Genomic DNA, 14,562 nt, shown 5'->3' on the forward strand with positions numbered 1-14,562 from the left:
CCATAAATCTAAATCCCCCTGTATGTGGATTAATCCGCATACAGGGGGATTTACTTCTAGAAACAGCTAAACGAGCTGATTCGCTGCAGATCAATGCCGGTGTATAGCCAGAAGAAGCCATTCCAGCGGAAGCCAGCCACCGAATTTCTACCGACAAATACCGGGTACATCCAGAAGCCGGGACCACGATCCGGCCAAATATATGTGTAGCGAAACAAACAGCCGGATATGGCTCTTGGATCTACCGCATATAACGAAGCGGGTTGCTGTGGAATGAATGATGGTGGCGGTCCGGTAGGTGCCTGCACGCCTTGTGGTCCGCCGCCTCCACCCCCGGGGAACGATGGCGGACCAGGAAATCCGCCGGGTCCTCCTGGTCCTCCGGGACCCCCAGGTCCGCCAAATCCTCCACCAGGTCCAAAAGGAGGTAAAAATGTCATATCACATCACTCCTGTTCATTAGTCTAATGTATTGTATGTAGGCAGTTGAGCAGGGGAATGGGTGAAAGCCTATAAAAGGCTGCTAATTTGGTCATGGTCTTGTCAGGCGGATATTCAAAATAAAGACAAGCTCAAGCTGCGACCGTTTATCCTTGGCCATGTGGAGTAGTGAGTTTCTTTCATGTTTTGGGAAAATTGGACAAAACTACGGTGAAGCCATAATAGATTTATACGAACTGCAAAAATGCACTGGGAGCAATCCCGGTGCATTCTCCTTTTAAAATGAGCGATAGGCCAAGACCTTTTTTTTCCATTCATTTCGTTAACGAGTGCGAAAGTCCTGTGGTGTGCAACCATAATGCTTTTTGAATATTTTTATAAAATGCGGCGGAGCCAAAAAGCCAAGCGCCTTGCTGACATCTGCAATTTTGAGGTCTGAGTTCAATAACAGGTAAGATGCTCTGTTCATACGTAAGCTGTACAAATAATCACCAATCGTTTCTCCAGTGACCGTTTTGTACACCTTGGACAGGTAAACGGGGTGCAGGCCGATATAATCGGCAATGACCTGAAGGGAGATACCTTCTGCCAAATGCTCCTGAATGTATGTTCTCACTTTAGACGTAATTTGTTCGTGCGCATTCATCAGCTGATTGGAGGCCTGCTTGCGTCGCTGATTAATCATTTTCTCTGCCCAGCTATATATGCGTTGGCCGGATAACTGGCTTTTTTTCCGAAGCAAAAATTCGAACTCCTCCCCAAGCATTTCCTCAACCGTCGTGTCCTGCGATTTTAGTGAAATCGAGAATGTGGAAGACAGGTAGAGTAGTACTGTAAACAATTGATCGTGGGACAGTTCTTTGCCAACTTCGTTCAAGAAAAGAATTCTGGAAATTTTGCTTATGGCCTCATCCCAATTACCTGATTCCAGCAAGTTAGGGAGCAAGGGTGGCTCATACAAATTAATGAGGTTTTGCTGTTCATGGGAATCCGCATCCTTTTTGTCCAGCGTAATAAAATAGCTTTTGTTGCTGCCCACATTCCGATTGATGGCTGACACGGAGGCTAAATATAGATCGGAGAGGTGGTCAGGGAAGAATTGCTCTTTACTCAGACAAATGGAGATGGCTCCCTTTAAAAATTTTTGCACATTGTTTTGCAGTCTGACCGCGTGGGAGTCGACTGAATCGAGTGCATGTAGATCACTGTTTTTGATCAGAAATACCAGATATCCCTGCTCTGTAATGCAATGCCACAGCTTGAACGGATGCTGAAACACTTCTTCGGCTATATTGGTTACAGCATATTCGAGCAAGGATAATGACCGAAGATCATAACCGGAAAATTCTTCCTCCATCCGAATGACCATCATAATAAAGGGGTCAGAGGACGCAAAGGGAATCTCCAGCATGCTGAGACGCCCGGCCAAAATCTGATGGCTCATGGCTTTGTTCTGAAGAAGTTCCTTGAGCAGCTGATTGCGCAACAAGGGCATATTGGCGTGAAGAGCATGCTGAATTTGCTGAAATGAACTGATGCGTTCCCATTCGTGCTCAATATTGGCGATAGCCTTTGTTACAGCTTGGATGAGCTCATCGGTATTTATCGGCTTCAGCAGATAATTAGCAGCCTGATACTGAATTGCTTTTTGGGCATATTCAAACTCATCGTGACCAGACAAAATAATACATCTAATTTTACTGGAGAATCGCCGAATCTCCAAAATAAGCTCCAAACCATCCATCTCGGGCATACGAATATCGGTAATCATGATATCAACAGCGTATTTGGAAGCGATATCGAGAGCCTCCGCAGCCGAGTAAGCTCTATGCACTTCCTGGATGCCATAATCTTCCCAGGGAATTGTCAGCGCGAGACTATCAACAACCGATTTCTCGTCATCCACTATTAATAAACCGTACAAGCTAATTCCCCCTCTATAGACAAGCTGTTACAACACTTATTGTATTGTATGATGGCCGAACTATCATTTCAATGGATGCCGCCTTGGCTCACCTCAAATCTTAAGAAAACGATACAGATGTTCAGAAATACCTATGCGGATTACCGCTGCAAATGGCTTGCGAGGCATGAAAGCTTTCTTTGTATTCAGATTGCGTTATATCACATTAAGAAAGCGCTATTTCATGTCATTCAACGAGACAGTATTATTAAAAAGAGAACTAAAACAATATTATGCGGGACCTTACATAACCGTTTTGCATGTCAAGGATACCTGCCGATAGATGAAGGAGTGTCTGGATGATGAATCGTGATATCAAGCAAATCGTGAAACAGTTAACTTTAAACGAAAAGGCAACACTATGCTCAGGTAGCAGCTTTTGGACAACGCATGCTATAGAACGTTTGGATATTCCATCCATTATGATGACTGATGGTCCTCATGGATTACGCAAGCAAGCAGGTGATGCCGACCATTTGGGACTGAATGGAAGTGTTCCCTCCACTTGTTTTCCATCGGCGGTTGGGTTGGCCAGCTCCTGGAACCGGGATCTCGTTCAACTTGTCGGAGAAACAATTGGTAAAGAGGCGCAAGCGGAGGATGTCGCCATTCTGCTCGGCCCAGGGGCGAACATCAAGCGTTCCCCGTTATGCGGGCGCAACTTCGAATATTTCTCAGAGGACCCTTACCTGACGGGTGAACTGGCAGCATCTCATATTTCAGGTGTGCAAAGCCAGGGTGTGGGAACCTCACTTAAGCATTTTGCAGTGAACAATCAGGAGCATCGCCGAATGACTACCGATGCGGTGGTCGACGAGCGGACGTTAAGAGAAATCTATCTTACCGGGTTTGAGAAGGCGGTCAAGCAAGCGCAGCCATGGACAGTAATGTCTTCTTACAATAGAGTGAATGGAACGTATGCGTCGGAGAATGAATATTTGCTGAATACCATTCTGAAGGAAGAATGGGGACATGAGGGCTTTGTTGTGACAGACTGGTCCGCAGTGAATGAGATCGCAGCCAGCATCGCCGCGGGACTTGGACTGGAAATGCCTTCTTCCAACGGAGAAGGACCACGTAAAATTGTGGAGGCGGTGAATGGCGGCGAGTTATCCGAAGAAAAGCTTGATCAATCCGTGGAGAGGTTGTTAGCTGTTATTTTCAAGACGGCAGAGCATAAACGTCCAGAAGCAACCTTTGATTCTGAGCAGCATCATCAGATTGCCAGAGAGGTAGCAGGAGAAACAATGGTTTTGTTGAAAAACGAGGACGATATTCTTCCGCTGAGCAAGAATAGCCGCATTGCCGTTATCGGAGAGCTAGCTCAGAAGGTCAGATATCAGGGCGGCGGCAGTTCGCATATCCATCCTACTCAACTGGATAACCCTTATGAACAGATAGTTTTACTTGCTGAAGCGGATGCATCGGTGACTTATGCTGAGGGCTACAAGCTTGCTTCAGATGAAAGTGACCCGCTATTGATGGAGGAAGCCGTCGAGGCGGCCAAGGCAGCGGAAGTCGCTGTGCTGTTCATTGGTCTGCCTGACCGCTATGAATCGGAAGGATATGACCGGTCTCACATGGACATCCCCGCTAACCAATCGGCGCTAATCAAAGCCGTTGCCTCAGAGCAGCCTAACCTTGTTGTCGTATTAAGCAATGGATCACCAATTGTGATGCCATGGCTTGATGATGTGAAGGCAGTACTGGAGGCGTATCTGGGCGGTCAGGCAACTGGAGGAGCCATGGCGGATCTGTTGTTCGGAGAAACCAACCCAAGCGGTAAGCTGGCGGAAACGTTCCCGCAATCGGTGCATCATAACCCTTCGGCTCTGTTTTTCCCCGGGGACGGAGATCGTGTGGAATACCGTGAAGGCATATATGTTGGTTATCGTTACTATGATCGTAAGGGTATTGAACCGTTGTTCCCGTTTGGTTACGGATTGAGCTATACACAGTTTGAATATACCGGTCTGAATCTGAACGATACACAGTTCAAGGATACGGATCGGGTTACGGTAACTGTTACGATTCGAAACACAGGCACTCGTTACGGTCAAGAGGTTGTGCAATTGTATGTGCGGGATCAGCAAACCGTAGTAAGTCGTCCGGACAAGGAATTGAAGGGATTTGCCAAAATCGGACTGGAGCCGGACGCTGAGGGCAGCGTTTCCTTCACACTGGATAAACGCAGCTTTGCCTATTATAATGTTGATTTGAAGGACTGGCATGTAGAGAGCGGTTCCTATGATATTTTGATTGGCTCATCCTCTCGTTCCATTCTCCTGCAACAGACGGTCAACGTGGAGTCCACAACAACCGGGCCAGTACCTACCTTTGACCGTAATACAACGCTGGGTGAGCTGCTCGCCAATCCAAAAACGATGGCTGTCATGAGTCAATTACAGGGACTGGTTCCAGAGGGAACGGAAGAGGCACAATCCGATGCGATATCCTCCGAAATGATTCAGGCAACCATGAAATACATGCCGCTTCGTTCGTTGATTCCGTTTACGGGAGGGGCTTTCACGGAGGAAACTCTTTCCCAGTTGCTTGCTGGATTAAATGCGGCTGTTCGTCAGTAAAATCAAACTTCTGCTTCAACTATAAAACGCTCAAAAACGCCTATAAGTCATGACTTATAGGCGTTTTCCATCTAAGGATGTTATAAGATGTATTCAGGATGTACACATCATCGAGAGGGCTGCTCCATCTGATCTCACAGCGGTCCTCATAGCACAGCTATCAGTTATATCTTAAAATCGGAACCGCTATTCAGGACTTGAGATGATCCAAAAATATGTTCTTGAGGATATTAAATTGCTCGGCTTCGTCCACTTTTGTTTGGAAGGCTTCAATGCCATTGAGCATCGCTGTTTTTTTGGAGAAGTTGCCAAAGACATTAATCATCGTGTTAATCGTTTCAACCACATTGGCATCGTTACGAACAGATCCATCCTTTTGACCAAGCTCAGCCAGCTCTGCACAAAGCATAATAATCTGTTGATAGTTAGAATGATACATCTCGATATCCTCCAACGGGGACTTGGACATTGCGACGTAACACTCAAACGCTTCTATTAATTTGGAGCTTTGCTGGCTTTCTACCTGCTGGAAAAAAACTAGCGAGTCGAAAAGGCGGCCAAGCTTGTCGTAGCAGGTGCCTTCACCTCTGATAATATCGGAGAATACCAGAACCTCGGACTGAACAATATCTGATGCTACGGCAACAATAAGCTGCTCTTTCCGCGGAAAGTAGCGGAAGATTGTTGCCACCCCCAGTATTGCCTCGTCCGCAATATCCTGCATGGTCGCTTGCTCGAAGCCTTTATTCAAAAAAGCAATTTTAGCTGCTTCAATTATAGCTGCTCGTCTTCTTGTTTTGAGGTCACTGCGCTCTTGTTGAAGCCTTTGACGGGGTTCTATTGTAAAAACCTCCTTGTTGGAATGAACTCAAACTATGCTATCAAACTAGACTCTTTTCTGTCAACGTAAGGATTCATTCTGCCAATTGGCGAGCGACCAGTTTAATCGGACACGCATGCCTCCAAGGGGACTCTGTTCAAACTGGATACCCGAATGGGTAGCGTCCTGAATGCGCAGACGCTCCGCAATATTCCAGAGTGCACATCCCATCGTGTCCACAGGCGGCTCGGATATTCTGGCCTTAAGTGCATTAATTTCTTCCTCCGTCATGCCTTTCCCGTCGTCGTCAACCACAATACAGAGCCCGTGTTCCGTGCGCTCAACGGTGATATGAATGGAACCGGAATCCCACTTGGCTTCTATGCCATGGATGATGCTGTTTTCCACCAAAGGCTGAATGAGTAGTTTGGGAATCGGGACAGATCTTAGCTCGTCCGGTAGCTCAATCTGATAAGAGAGACGGTCCATGCGTAAGCTCTGTATCTCAAGGTAATTGCGAACGATACCCAACTCTTTTTCCAAACAGGTCATCGGCTCGTCAAGGCGTGTGGTGTACCTGAAATATTCAGCCAAGTTCTGGGTCATGGCAGTAACCGCTTCCTCATTGCCCAATCTTGTCATATTATTAATGAAAAAGAGACAATTATATAAAAAGTGAGGATTAATCTGGGCTTGTAGCTGTTTCAGCACCGCTTCACGAGCTACGATTTTTTCCTTGTATACCTTTTCAATCAAATCCTCAATCTGTCCGGCCATGTCGTTGAATTGACCATATAAGTAATCAAATTCATTACCGCTCTGCCGCTGAATACGATAAGAGAAGTCGCCATGCTTCAAAAGACGAACACCTTTTAACAGAGCAAGTATGGGGATCTGTACCTTGCGGAAAAGAACAACAATAATCGTGACCCCCGCCATAAACAGCATGACACAGGCAGAGTAAAACCAGAATTGGGTCATTCGTATAGGCTGTAACGCTTTATCAAGAGGCATAAAATCAATTAAATACCAACCGAGCTGATGAGAGTACACATAATTGACAATGTACTGGGCTCCGTTAACCGAAACGGTTTCTGTACCGGAGGATGGTTGTAGATGACCGGTTAGCTCCTTCATGATGAGAGGGGTAATGGAATTAGCCTCTTTGCGAGTAATCAATTGCTCGTCCGGTTTATAGAATAACGTCTCATTCTCGCTCTGATGTGAGTTCTCAACTATATCCTCCAGATTGCTGCGCGGGAACTCCAACCGAATAATGATCTGTGGACTGACCTTGTATTTATAATATTTAGCTGTAGCTGCATCATAGTTCCAGCCTGATTTCAGTGAATCTACAGAGGGAGTCTTCATATCTAACTCCGAAGAAATGATCCATTGATTCAACAGAACCGAGTAGACCGATATTTTGTTATTCCATCCCTCGGACAAACTTTGCAAATTGACTCTCACAGCAACATTTTGAATCAACTGTACCTGCTCAAAGGAACTCATCACGTCAATGGATCGCAGCAGTGCAATAGAATTGTCCGTTTCCATGGAGATGGATAACATATTCAGCCGATTTATGCTCTGATCGAGTGAGTTAACGACAAACTGCACTCGATTGAGATTGTTGGTTTCAATATCCTTTTGAACGGTATCCAGACTGGATTGAACCGAGAAGGTATACATGACCAGGACGGCGACAAGCATAATCAGCGTGATGGCCACTATGTTCATAAAGGTCCTGTATTTCTTTTTCAACCCTTAACGCCTCCTGCCAACGATGTAAATTCACCTTATTGTAGGCTGGCATTGGATGAAATACAAGTGATTTGGAATGTAATATAGATGAAGGTTAAGAATGAATTATCTAATGTTGAAAAAGCGTTATTTCGACTGTATAACTGGCACGATATGATGAAGATGAATTAGATGAAGGAGTGCATTTCGCACATGAGTAGCAAAATATACCTGTTTCTTTCTGTTGCTTGTTTGATTCTGTTTACCGCCGCATGCAGTGGTAAAGCACAAGAGCCTATGCCTGTAAAAACAGGTGTGATCGTAACAACAGTCAAAATGAATGATCCAACCACCATCTACAAAAATGGCGAAACTGCTACCGATAATGTACATATCCGTTGGGCCAGAGAAACGCTTGGCGTGGATATTCGGACCCAATGGAGTGCTCCTGTCGATGACTATGATATGAAGCTTCGATTAATGCTCTCTGCTGACAATACGTTACCTGACGTGTTCTCATCCAATGTCATGGACACAGTCAATGGATTTATGATCTCAGGCAAACTGTTGGACGCTGGACAAGCCTTTGATCGATATGCATCATCCACTTGGAAAGCGGCTATGGCTGAAGTGCCAGAAGCATGGAAGCCTTTTGAGATTGACGGGAAACGGATGGCGATTCCGATCATTACGGAGCAAGCCTCGCAGTCCGTACTTTGGATTCGCAAGGATTGGCTAGATTATCTGAACCTGAAGGCACCAAGCAATCTTGACGAACTGGAAAGTGTAATGAAGGCCTTTACCTATGATGATCCAGACGGTGATGGCGTACAGAATACCTACGGTATTGATTTTGCAATCAAGGACCAGTATCTGGCCTCGCCTATCGGAGACATATCCTGGGTATTTGGTGCGTATGGAGCGATTCCAAGTATATGGAGCAAGAATGTACAGGGCAATCTCGTGTACGGAAGTATCCAGCCTCAGATCAAAACCGCACTGGCAAAACTGCAAGACTGGAAGAAAAAAGGATATGTGAGCAATAACATAGCTCTGCAGGACTTCAATCAGGTCAATAAAAATATCTTTGATGGCAAAGTTGGCATGGTAGCTGGTCCACGCTGGTTTGGAGATTATCCGCTGCAACAACTTAATGAAAAGGATCCGAAGGCTGAGTTTGTGCCTTATCCGATTCCTGCAGGAATGGACGGAACCACAGCGAGATTCAAAGGAAACTCTTACAGCGGGGCTTTAATGATCAGCGCAAACATTTCTGAAGAAGCCTTGCAGGCTTTTTTTAAGTATCAGAACTATCTGTATGAGGCTACGGTGACGAATAATCCGTTGTATCTGAGTGCCTATCAGAATGGATATGATTATGTACTGAACCCGGATGGTTCGGTGGATAGTGACAGCCGCGATATTCCCGGGGGGAAAGTGATAACGTTCAAATATACCCTCATGGGACAATATGCGAGTTACCCTTCCCGATTCAGAGCAGCTCTTCTGAAAATGGGCAAGCGAGAAGGGCTCAGCTCTCATGATCGCGCCATTTTGTTCAGTATGGGAATTGACCCTAAGGATGAGAAGCAGTATCCCATTATGAAGGCAAATGTTGTAGAGACCAGGCAGCGGCAGATTGATCGAGTCAATCTGTTTCAGGGGCCCCCGACAAAAACAATGCAAGCTCGAAACACTTATTTGCAAAAAATGGAACTGGACACCTTCAACTCCATTATTTATGGAGAGGAGCCACTCACCATTTTTGATGAGTTCGTGAAAAAATGGATGGATTCAGGCGGAAGAAAAATCACGGAAGAAGTGAATGAATGGTACCAATTGGCGCAGACTCGGCCTTAAAGCAGGATGGTTAAACGTTCCGAAAGGTAATCGACAAGGGGAGGTTTCATCGATGAACATTACTCATATGAAAACAAATCACATCACTAATCCGCTCGGTTTTGCGGTAACCAAGCCAACCTTTTCTTATACCGTTACGGATACGACAGCGACAACGCAGATCGCCGCACAGGTAGAAATTGCACTGGATGAATCTTTTACAGAACTTGTATTTGATAGTGGAATAACAGAGGATATTGATTCGCTCGCGTATTCTCCGGATCTGGAACTGGCTGCACGGACGCGTTACTTCTGGAGAGTTCGATTATGGAATGAGCTTGGGGAAAAGGCGACCAGTGAAACGGCCTGGTTTGAAACGGCTAAGCAGGATGAACCATGGACAGCAAAGTGGATTACACCTGAACTGGAACCGACGATTCATCCAGTCCTCCAGAAAACGTTCGAAGTCAAAGGTCCCATCGCCAAAGCACGGGCGTACATCTGTGGTTTGGGAGTATACGAATTGGAACTAAACGGAGTCAAGGCTGGGGATGAGTACTTGGCCCCTCATTATAATGCCTATCACAAATGGCTTCAGTATCAAACTTACGATATTACCGACCTGCTGCAAGAAGGGTCCAACGCGATAGATGTCCGTTTGGGGAATGGCTGGTATAAGGGACGGTTTGGTTTTGAAGGAGATACCACTGCCAATTTGTATGGTGATCATTTTGCATTGCTGTCCGAGCTGGTGATTACGTATACGGATGGAACAGAAGTTGTTGTCCCTTCAGATCTGTCCTGGCATGCCACCCGCTCGAATGTTGTGGATGGTAACATCTATGACGGAGAAATCTATGATGCCACGCTGGACGTGACTGAGATTTATCCAGTTCGGGAAAGTGAAATGGGGTATGAGCTTTTACAAGCAAGAAAAAGTCTTCCGGTCGTGATCAAGGAAACCTTGAAGCCGATCGAAATTTTGACCACGCCTGCGGGAGAAACGGTCATTGATATGGGCCAGAATATGGTAGGCTGGCTGCAATTCCGTACTACGGCACCAAGCGGAACGGTCATCCATTTGCAATATGGCGAAGTGTTGCAGAAAGGCAATTTCTACCGGGAGAACCTTCGCTCGGCTAAGGCGGAGTACATCTATACAGCAAACGGTGAAGAAGCTATTGTGCGTCCGTATTTCACATTTTACGGTTTCCGATATGTTAAGGTTGAAGGCTGGGCAGGCGAACTGGATCTGAATGACTTCACAGGCTGTGTGGTTTACTCGGATATGGAACGTACCGGGTATTTAGAAACCAGTCATGCTGGCGTGAATCGTTTGTTCGAAAATGCACTCTGGGGGCAAAAGGGAAACTTCCTAGATACCCCTACCGATTGTCCACAGCGCGATGAGCGCATGGGCTGGACAGGGGATGCACAGGTATTCTCCGGTACAGCAAATTACAATATGGATACGTATGCCTTTTTTAACAAGTATGGATATGATCTGTGGATGGAACAAGAGGATCGGAACGGTATGGTTCCGATGGTCATTCCGGTTGGACGTGTGCAGGGCGGAGGGTCCAGCGCCTGGGGAGATGCGGCAACCATTATTCCGTGGAACACGTATCTGCATTCCGGGGACCCATCCATTCTGGAGCAGCAGTTTGACAGCATGAAGACATGGGTAGATTACATCAAGCGTTCGGATGACGAATCCGGTAGTACACGTTTATGGGCGATAGGTTTTCACTTTGGTGACTGGCTTGCGCTAGATGGGGATGATCCGAACTCTCCAATGGGGGGAACAGATAATTACTTTATTGCCTCAGCCTACTATGCCTATTCTTCAGATATCGTAGCCAAGGCTGCCAAAGTACTTGGACATCATGATCTTGCCGCATCCTATGACCAGTTGGCGCAAGAGGTTAGAGCTGCAATTGTGAAGGAATACTTTACTGCGAATGGACGTCTGGCAGTAGATACACAGACCGCATACGCTATAGCGTTGTATATGGATCTCGTTCCTGAGCAACATAAAGCACGGATTGCAGAAGCTATTCGCTTGCGTGTACGCAAGGATCAGAACCACTTGAGAACTGGCTTTGTAGGTACGCCGTATTTGAACCGGGTTCTATCAGCATATGGAAGCAATGATATCGCCTATACGCTTCTGCTCAATGATGATTACCCAAGCTGGCTGTATGCGGTCAATATGGGAGCAACAACAATCTGGGAGCGTTGGAACTCCATTTTGCCAGATGGTACAATCAGTGAAAATGGTATGAACTCGCTTAATCACTATGCCTATGGTGCCGTTGTTGAATGGATGTATCGTCATATGGCGGGGATCAATCCAGTAGAGGATCGACCTGGCTTCCGCCATGCACTGCTGGCACCGATGCCTGATTTCAGAATCCAGTGGACTAAAGGTCGCATTGACACCGCTGCAGGAACTTATTGCAGTGAATGGAGGTTTGATGAAGCAGGTAAGCTGTATTTAAGCTTCTCTGTTCCATTTAATGCAACAGCAACGATCAAGCTGCCACGCGCCGTGGTTGATCAGGTGATGATGAACGGAATTACACTTTCGGATACAGGCCTGATTGTCGTTCAGGTTGAAGATGAAGTGATCATCGAAGTGGTGAGTGGCACGTATGATTTTATTTATGTACCATCCGTGCCATACAAACAAACGTTAAGCACCCGTACACCTCTGAATGTACTGCTTCGTAACGAGCATAGCCGGAGTATGCTGCACGAGCTTTCACCGGTGCTGGCTTCGCTGGACCCGGGGACAATTGGCCCGATGGGGGAAGCAAGCTTGCGTGATCTATCCACCTATCCTTCGTTCAGTACGCCAGAGGAAGAACTTGACCAGCTCGATCTCAAGCTGGAGACCATTCAAATCGTATAGAATAAATCATTGCTCGTAGATACGACGAAAACGAAACACGATGACGTTTCTTTAAATGCAAATCATCTCAAACCGATGGCCTGCTGAGGTGAGTAATATTCGCTGGGCTACCGAGGATGTCGAATTCGGTGGCAAGCACATCCGTAAGGGCGACATGCTCTTTGTTCCTCAGTCAACCGGGATGAGAATCAGTTCGCTGACCCGGATGCATTTGATATCACACGGAAGGCCAATAATCATAATACGAGAGGATAGCCCTACTTAACCGCGATTTCGCGGTTTTTTCTTTGTCTTTGACTAGCAATGGGCTTGAATTACGCTACACGATCTTTGTATCGCGTTATAGTCGATCGTCTCACTTGAAATCTACAATAGAAGTATCCTTTTGGCCATGTCAATCCACTCTACCTGTTGGATTCTTCACCCGAGCTGGCAAATACCAAAAAGCGGCCAGCGGTACTTGTGCTTCCAGGTGGAGGATATAGAGCTTGTTCTGATCGAGAAGCTGAACCCGTTTGCTACGGCATTTTTGGCTGAAGGTTATCAAGTCTTTATCCTGTGAAATTCACTCAATCAGCATGCTGTATTTCCAAAACCATTGAATGATACGGAGGAAGCGTTGACACTCAAGCGGGCCAACAGTGCGGACTGGATCCTCAAAAAGTAGCGGTATGCGGCTTCTCCGCAGGGGGCCATCTTGCTGCAGCTTTGGGGACGATGGGTTCCACTCGGCCTAATGCAATGATTCTTGGTTATCCTTGTATTCTGGAGGAGATGAGTGATATTTTTCCTGCGCCCGTTCCAGGCGTGGAACCTGTTAACCGAGGAAGAGCAGAAGCAGCTTAACGATGGGCTAAAGACTATTTCGGTGACATAACACTGGAGGAAACACAGCATAAACAGAATAAGTCCTTTAGCCATTTTCGGGCTCGTTCCTAATCTATTAAAATGACGAATTGCAAAAAAAGACACAAAATGATAGTATTTATATCAATATAATAGTAAAACTATCAAAATGAAATTTGGAGGAAACAACTATGACAACTTACAATGAAAACATTAAAATTTCGGAACTATTGAATAATGATGAAGCAACAACATTGCTTACCAAACATCTACCTGAATTCATTAACGAGCCATCATTCAAAATGGCTTCCCATTTTACGCTGGATCAACTCGCAGCCGTTCCACAGGTCGATCTGCCAGAAGACATTTTGTCCGCACTGAAAGCGGATCTTGCTAACGTAACCTTCGAATCTGCAGAGGCTCCTAAAGCGAGCAAAGCTGTGAATACCAACTCCGATTCGTTTGCAGGCAAAGTGATTACCATCACAGGCGCTGGTAGCGGTATTGGCCGAGCTAGTGCAGTGTTGATGGCATCGAGAGGAGCCAAGCTCGTTCTGGTGGATTACAATGTAACAACAGGGGAAGAGACACTTGCGCTTGTGAAGGAGCAGGATGGCGAGGGCATCTTTGTTCAAGCTGATGTATCCAAGGAAGAGGATGTAGAAAACTATATTCAAAAAGCAATTGAAACATTTGGTAAAATCGATGTCGCGTTCAACAATGCAGGAATCATTCAGAAGTTCCAGCCTTTCCATGAAACATCCCTGAACGATTTCTCCCGTATCATTGACGTCAACTTGAAGGGGATCTTCCTGGGGATGAAGCACGCTCTCAACGTGATGGTTCAACAAGGTTACGGTCATGTGATAAATACAGCATCAACCACGGCGCTTCGAGCTGAGCACAGTCTGGCCGCTTATACAGCGAGTAAACACGGTGTTGCCGGATTGACAAAAGCAGCAGCGATTGAGTACGTCAGAAAGGGCATTCGGGTAAATGCTATCTGCCCTGGGGGTGTAGCCACTTCGCTGACCGCAGCTGTTCCGCAAATGTTACAAGAAAGCGATTATATGCCCGAAGAATTCCCAAATATGAGAATTGGGCGTTTTGCGGAGCCAGAGGAGCTGGCTGAACTCGTAGCATTCCTGGCATCGGACGGCTCCAGTTATATGACAGGCTCTATCCTTGTAGCAGACGGTGGATTGACACTTTAAGGAGTAACAGCAAGTCTTTCGAACATGGTTCTAGCGATTTTAAAGCCGATTCCTGATCTATTTCGGTTCATTTTATTCATAAGAATCGTGCATAAAACAGATGGACCAAAAACTGATTCAGTATACCTGAGTCAGTTTTTTTGTCGTTCAAACAGCAGGAATACCTTCTGTTTGGATTGCGTTATTTGATCTTAACA

General features: G+C 46.0%; 8 protein-coding genes and 1 pseudogene. 5 read left to right on the forward strand and 4 right to left on the reverse strand.

Annotated features, from left to right (window positions below):
• Positions 1-56 precede the first annotated feature (56 nt).
• Both NST33_RS15755 and NST33_RS15760 read right to left on the reverse strand, forming a co-directional pair.
• Entirely contained in the window at positions 57-440 is a 384-nt protein-coding gene (locus NST33_RS15755; protein WP_047843165.1) for a hypothetical protein, read from the reverse strand.
• 323 nt (positions 441-763) lie between these two features.
• Positions 764-2,365, reverse strand: coding sequence for a response regulator (locus tag NST33_RS15760; protein WP_047843166.1), 1,602 nt, complete (start codon positions 2,363-2,365; stop codon positions 764-766).
• A gap of 341 nt (positions 2,366-2,706) precedes the next feature.
• Between NST33_RS15760 and NST33_RS15765 the strand changes: the two genes are divergently transcribed.
• Positions 2,707-4,989 carry a glycoside hydrolase family 3 C-terminal domain-containing protein gene (locus tag NST33_RS15765; protein WP_221821750.1) on the forward strand — a complete coding sequence of 761 codons (2,283 nt, stop codon included), beginning with the start codon at positions 2,707-2,709 and terminating at the stop codon, positions 4,987-4,989.
• A 190-nt stretch (positions 4,990-5,179) separates the two neighbouring features.
• Here the strand turns inward: NST33_RS15765 and NST33_RS15770 are convergent, their stop codons facing one another.
• Together NST33_RS15770 and NST33_RS15775 are read right to left on the reverse strand one after the other, a co-directional pair.
• The gene (locus NST33_RS15770) at positions 5,180-5,830 is read right to left on the reverse strand and encodes a TetR/AcrR family transcriptional regulator (protein WP_313771462.1); all 651 of its coding nucleotides are present in this window, start codon (positions 5,828-5,830) and stop codon (positions 5,180-5,182) included.
• 60 nt (positions 5,831-5,890) lie between these two features.
• Entirely contained in the window at positions 5,891-7,573 is a 1,683-nt protein-coding gene (locus NST33_RS15775) for a histidine kinase (protein WP_047843168.1), read from the reverse strand.
• Positions 7,574-7,765: 192 nt separating this feature from the next.
• Here NST33_RS15775 and NST33_RS15780 point away from each other — a divergent pair, with 192 nt between their 5' ends.
• The 4 genes and pseudogenes from NST33_RS15780 (at position 7,766) to NST33_RS15795 (ending at position 14,365) form a co-directional block, all read left to right on the forward strand.
• Positions 7,766-9,412 (forward strand): extracellular solute-binding protein, encoded by a 1,647-nt coding sequence (locus NST33_RS15780; RefSeq protein WP_221821355.1) that lies wholly within the window; start codon positions 7,766-7,768, stop codon positions 9,410-9,412.
• A gap of 52 nt (positions 9,413-9,464) precedes the next feature.
• A complete protein-coding gene (locus NST33_RS15785) occupies positions 9,465-12,305 on the forward strand; it encodes an alpha-L-rhamnosidase (protein WP_221821356.1) in 2,841 nt (946 codons plus the stop codon).
• 639 nt (positions 12,306-12,944) lie between these two features.
• Positions 12,945-13,058: pseudogene (locus tag NST33_RS15790) on the forward strand (alpha/beta hydrolase); the annotation flags it as partial.
• Positions 13,059-13,591: 533 nt separating this feature from the next.
• Positions 13,592-14,365: a glucose 1-dehydrogenase gene (locus tag NST33_RS15795; protein ID WP_313771463.1), complete on the forward strand. Its 774-nt coding sequence runs from the start codon at positions 13,592-13,594 to the stop codon at positions 14,363-14,365.
• The last annotated feature ends 197 nt before the right edge of the window (positions 14,366-14,562 follow it).

Origin of the sequence: Paenibacillus sp. FSL L8-0435, assembly GCF_037965655.1 — a bacterium.
Lineage (GTDB): Bacteria > Bacillota > Bacilli > Paenibacillales > Paenibacillaceae > Paenibacillus.

What these genes read in the sequence shown, in the direction of transcription:
- NST33_RS15765 (WP_221821750.1), top strand. Translation starts at nt 2,707, where the DNA reads ATGAATCGTGATATCAAGCAAATCGTGAAACAGTTAACTTTAAACGAA.
- NST33_RS15785 (WP_221821356.1), top strand. Translation starts at nt 9,465, where the DNA reads ATGAACATTACTCATATGAAAACAAATCACATCACTAATCCGCTCGGT.
- NST33_RS15755 (WP_047843165.1), bottom strand. Translation starts at nt 440, where the DNA reads ATGACATTTTTACCTCCTTTTGGACCTGGTGGAGGATTTGGCGGACCT.
- NST33_RS15780 (WP_221821355.1), top strand. Translation starts at nt 7,766, where the DNA reads ATGAGTAGCAAAATATACCTGTTTCTTTCTGTTGCTTGTTTGATTCTG.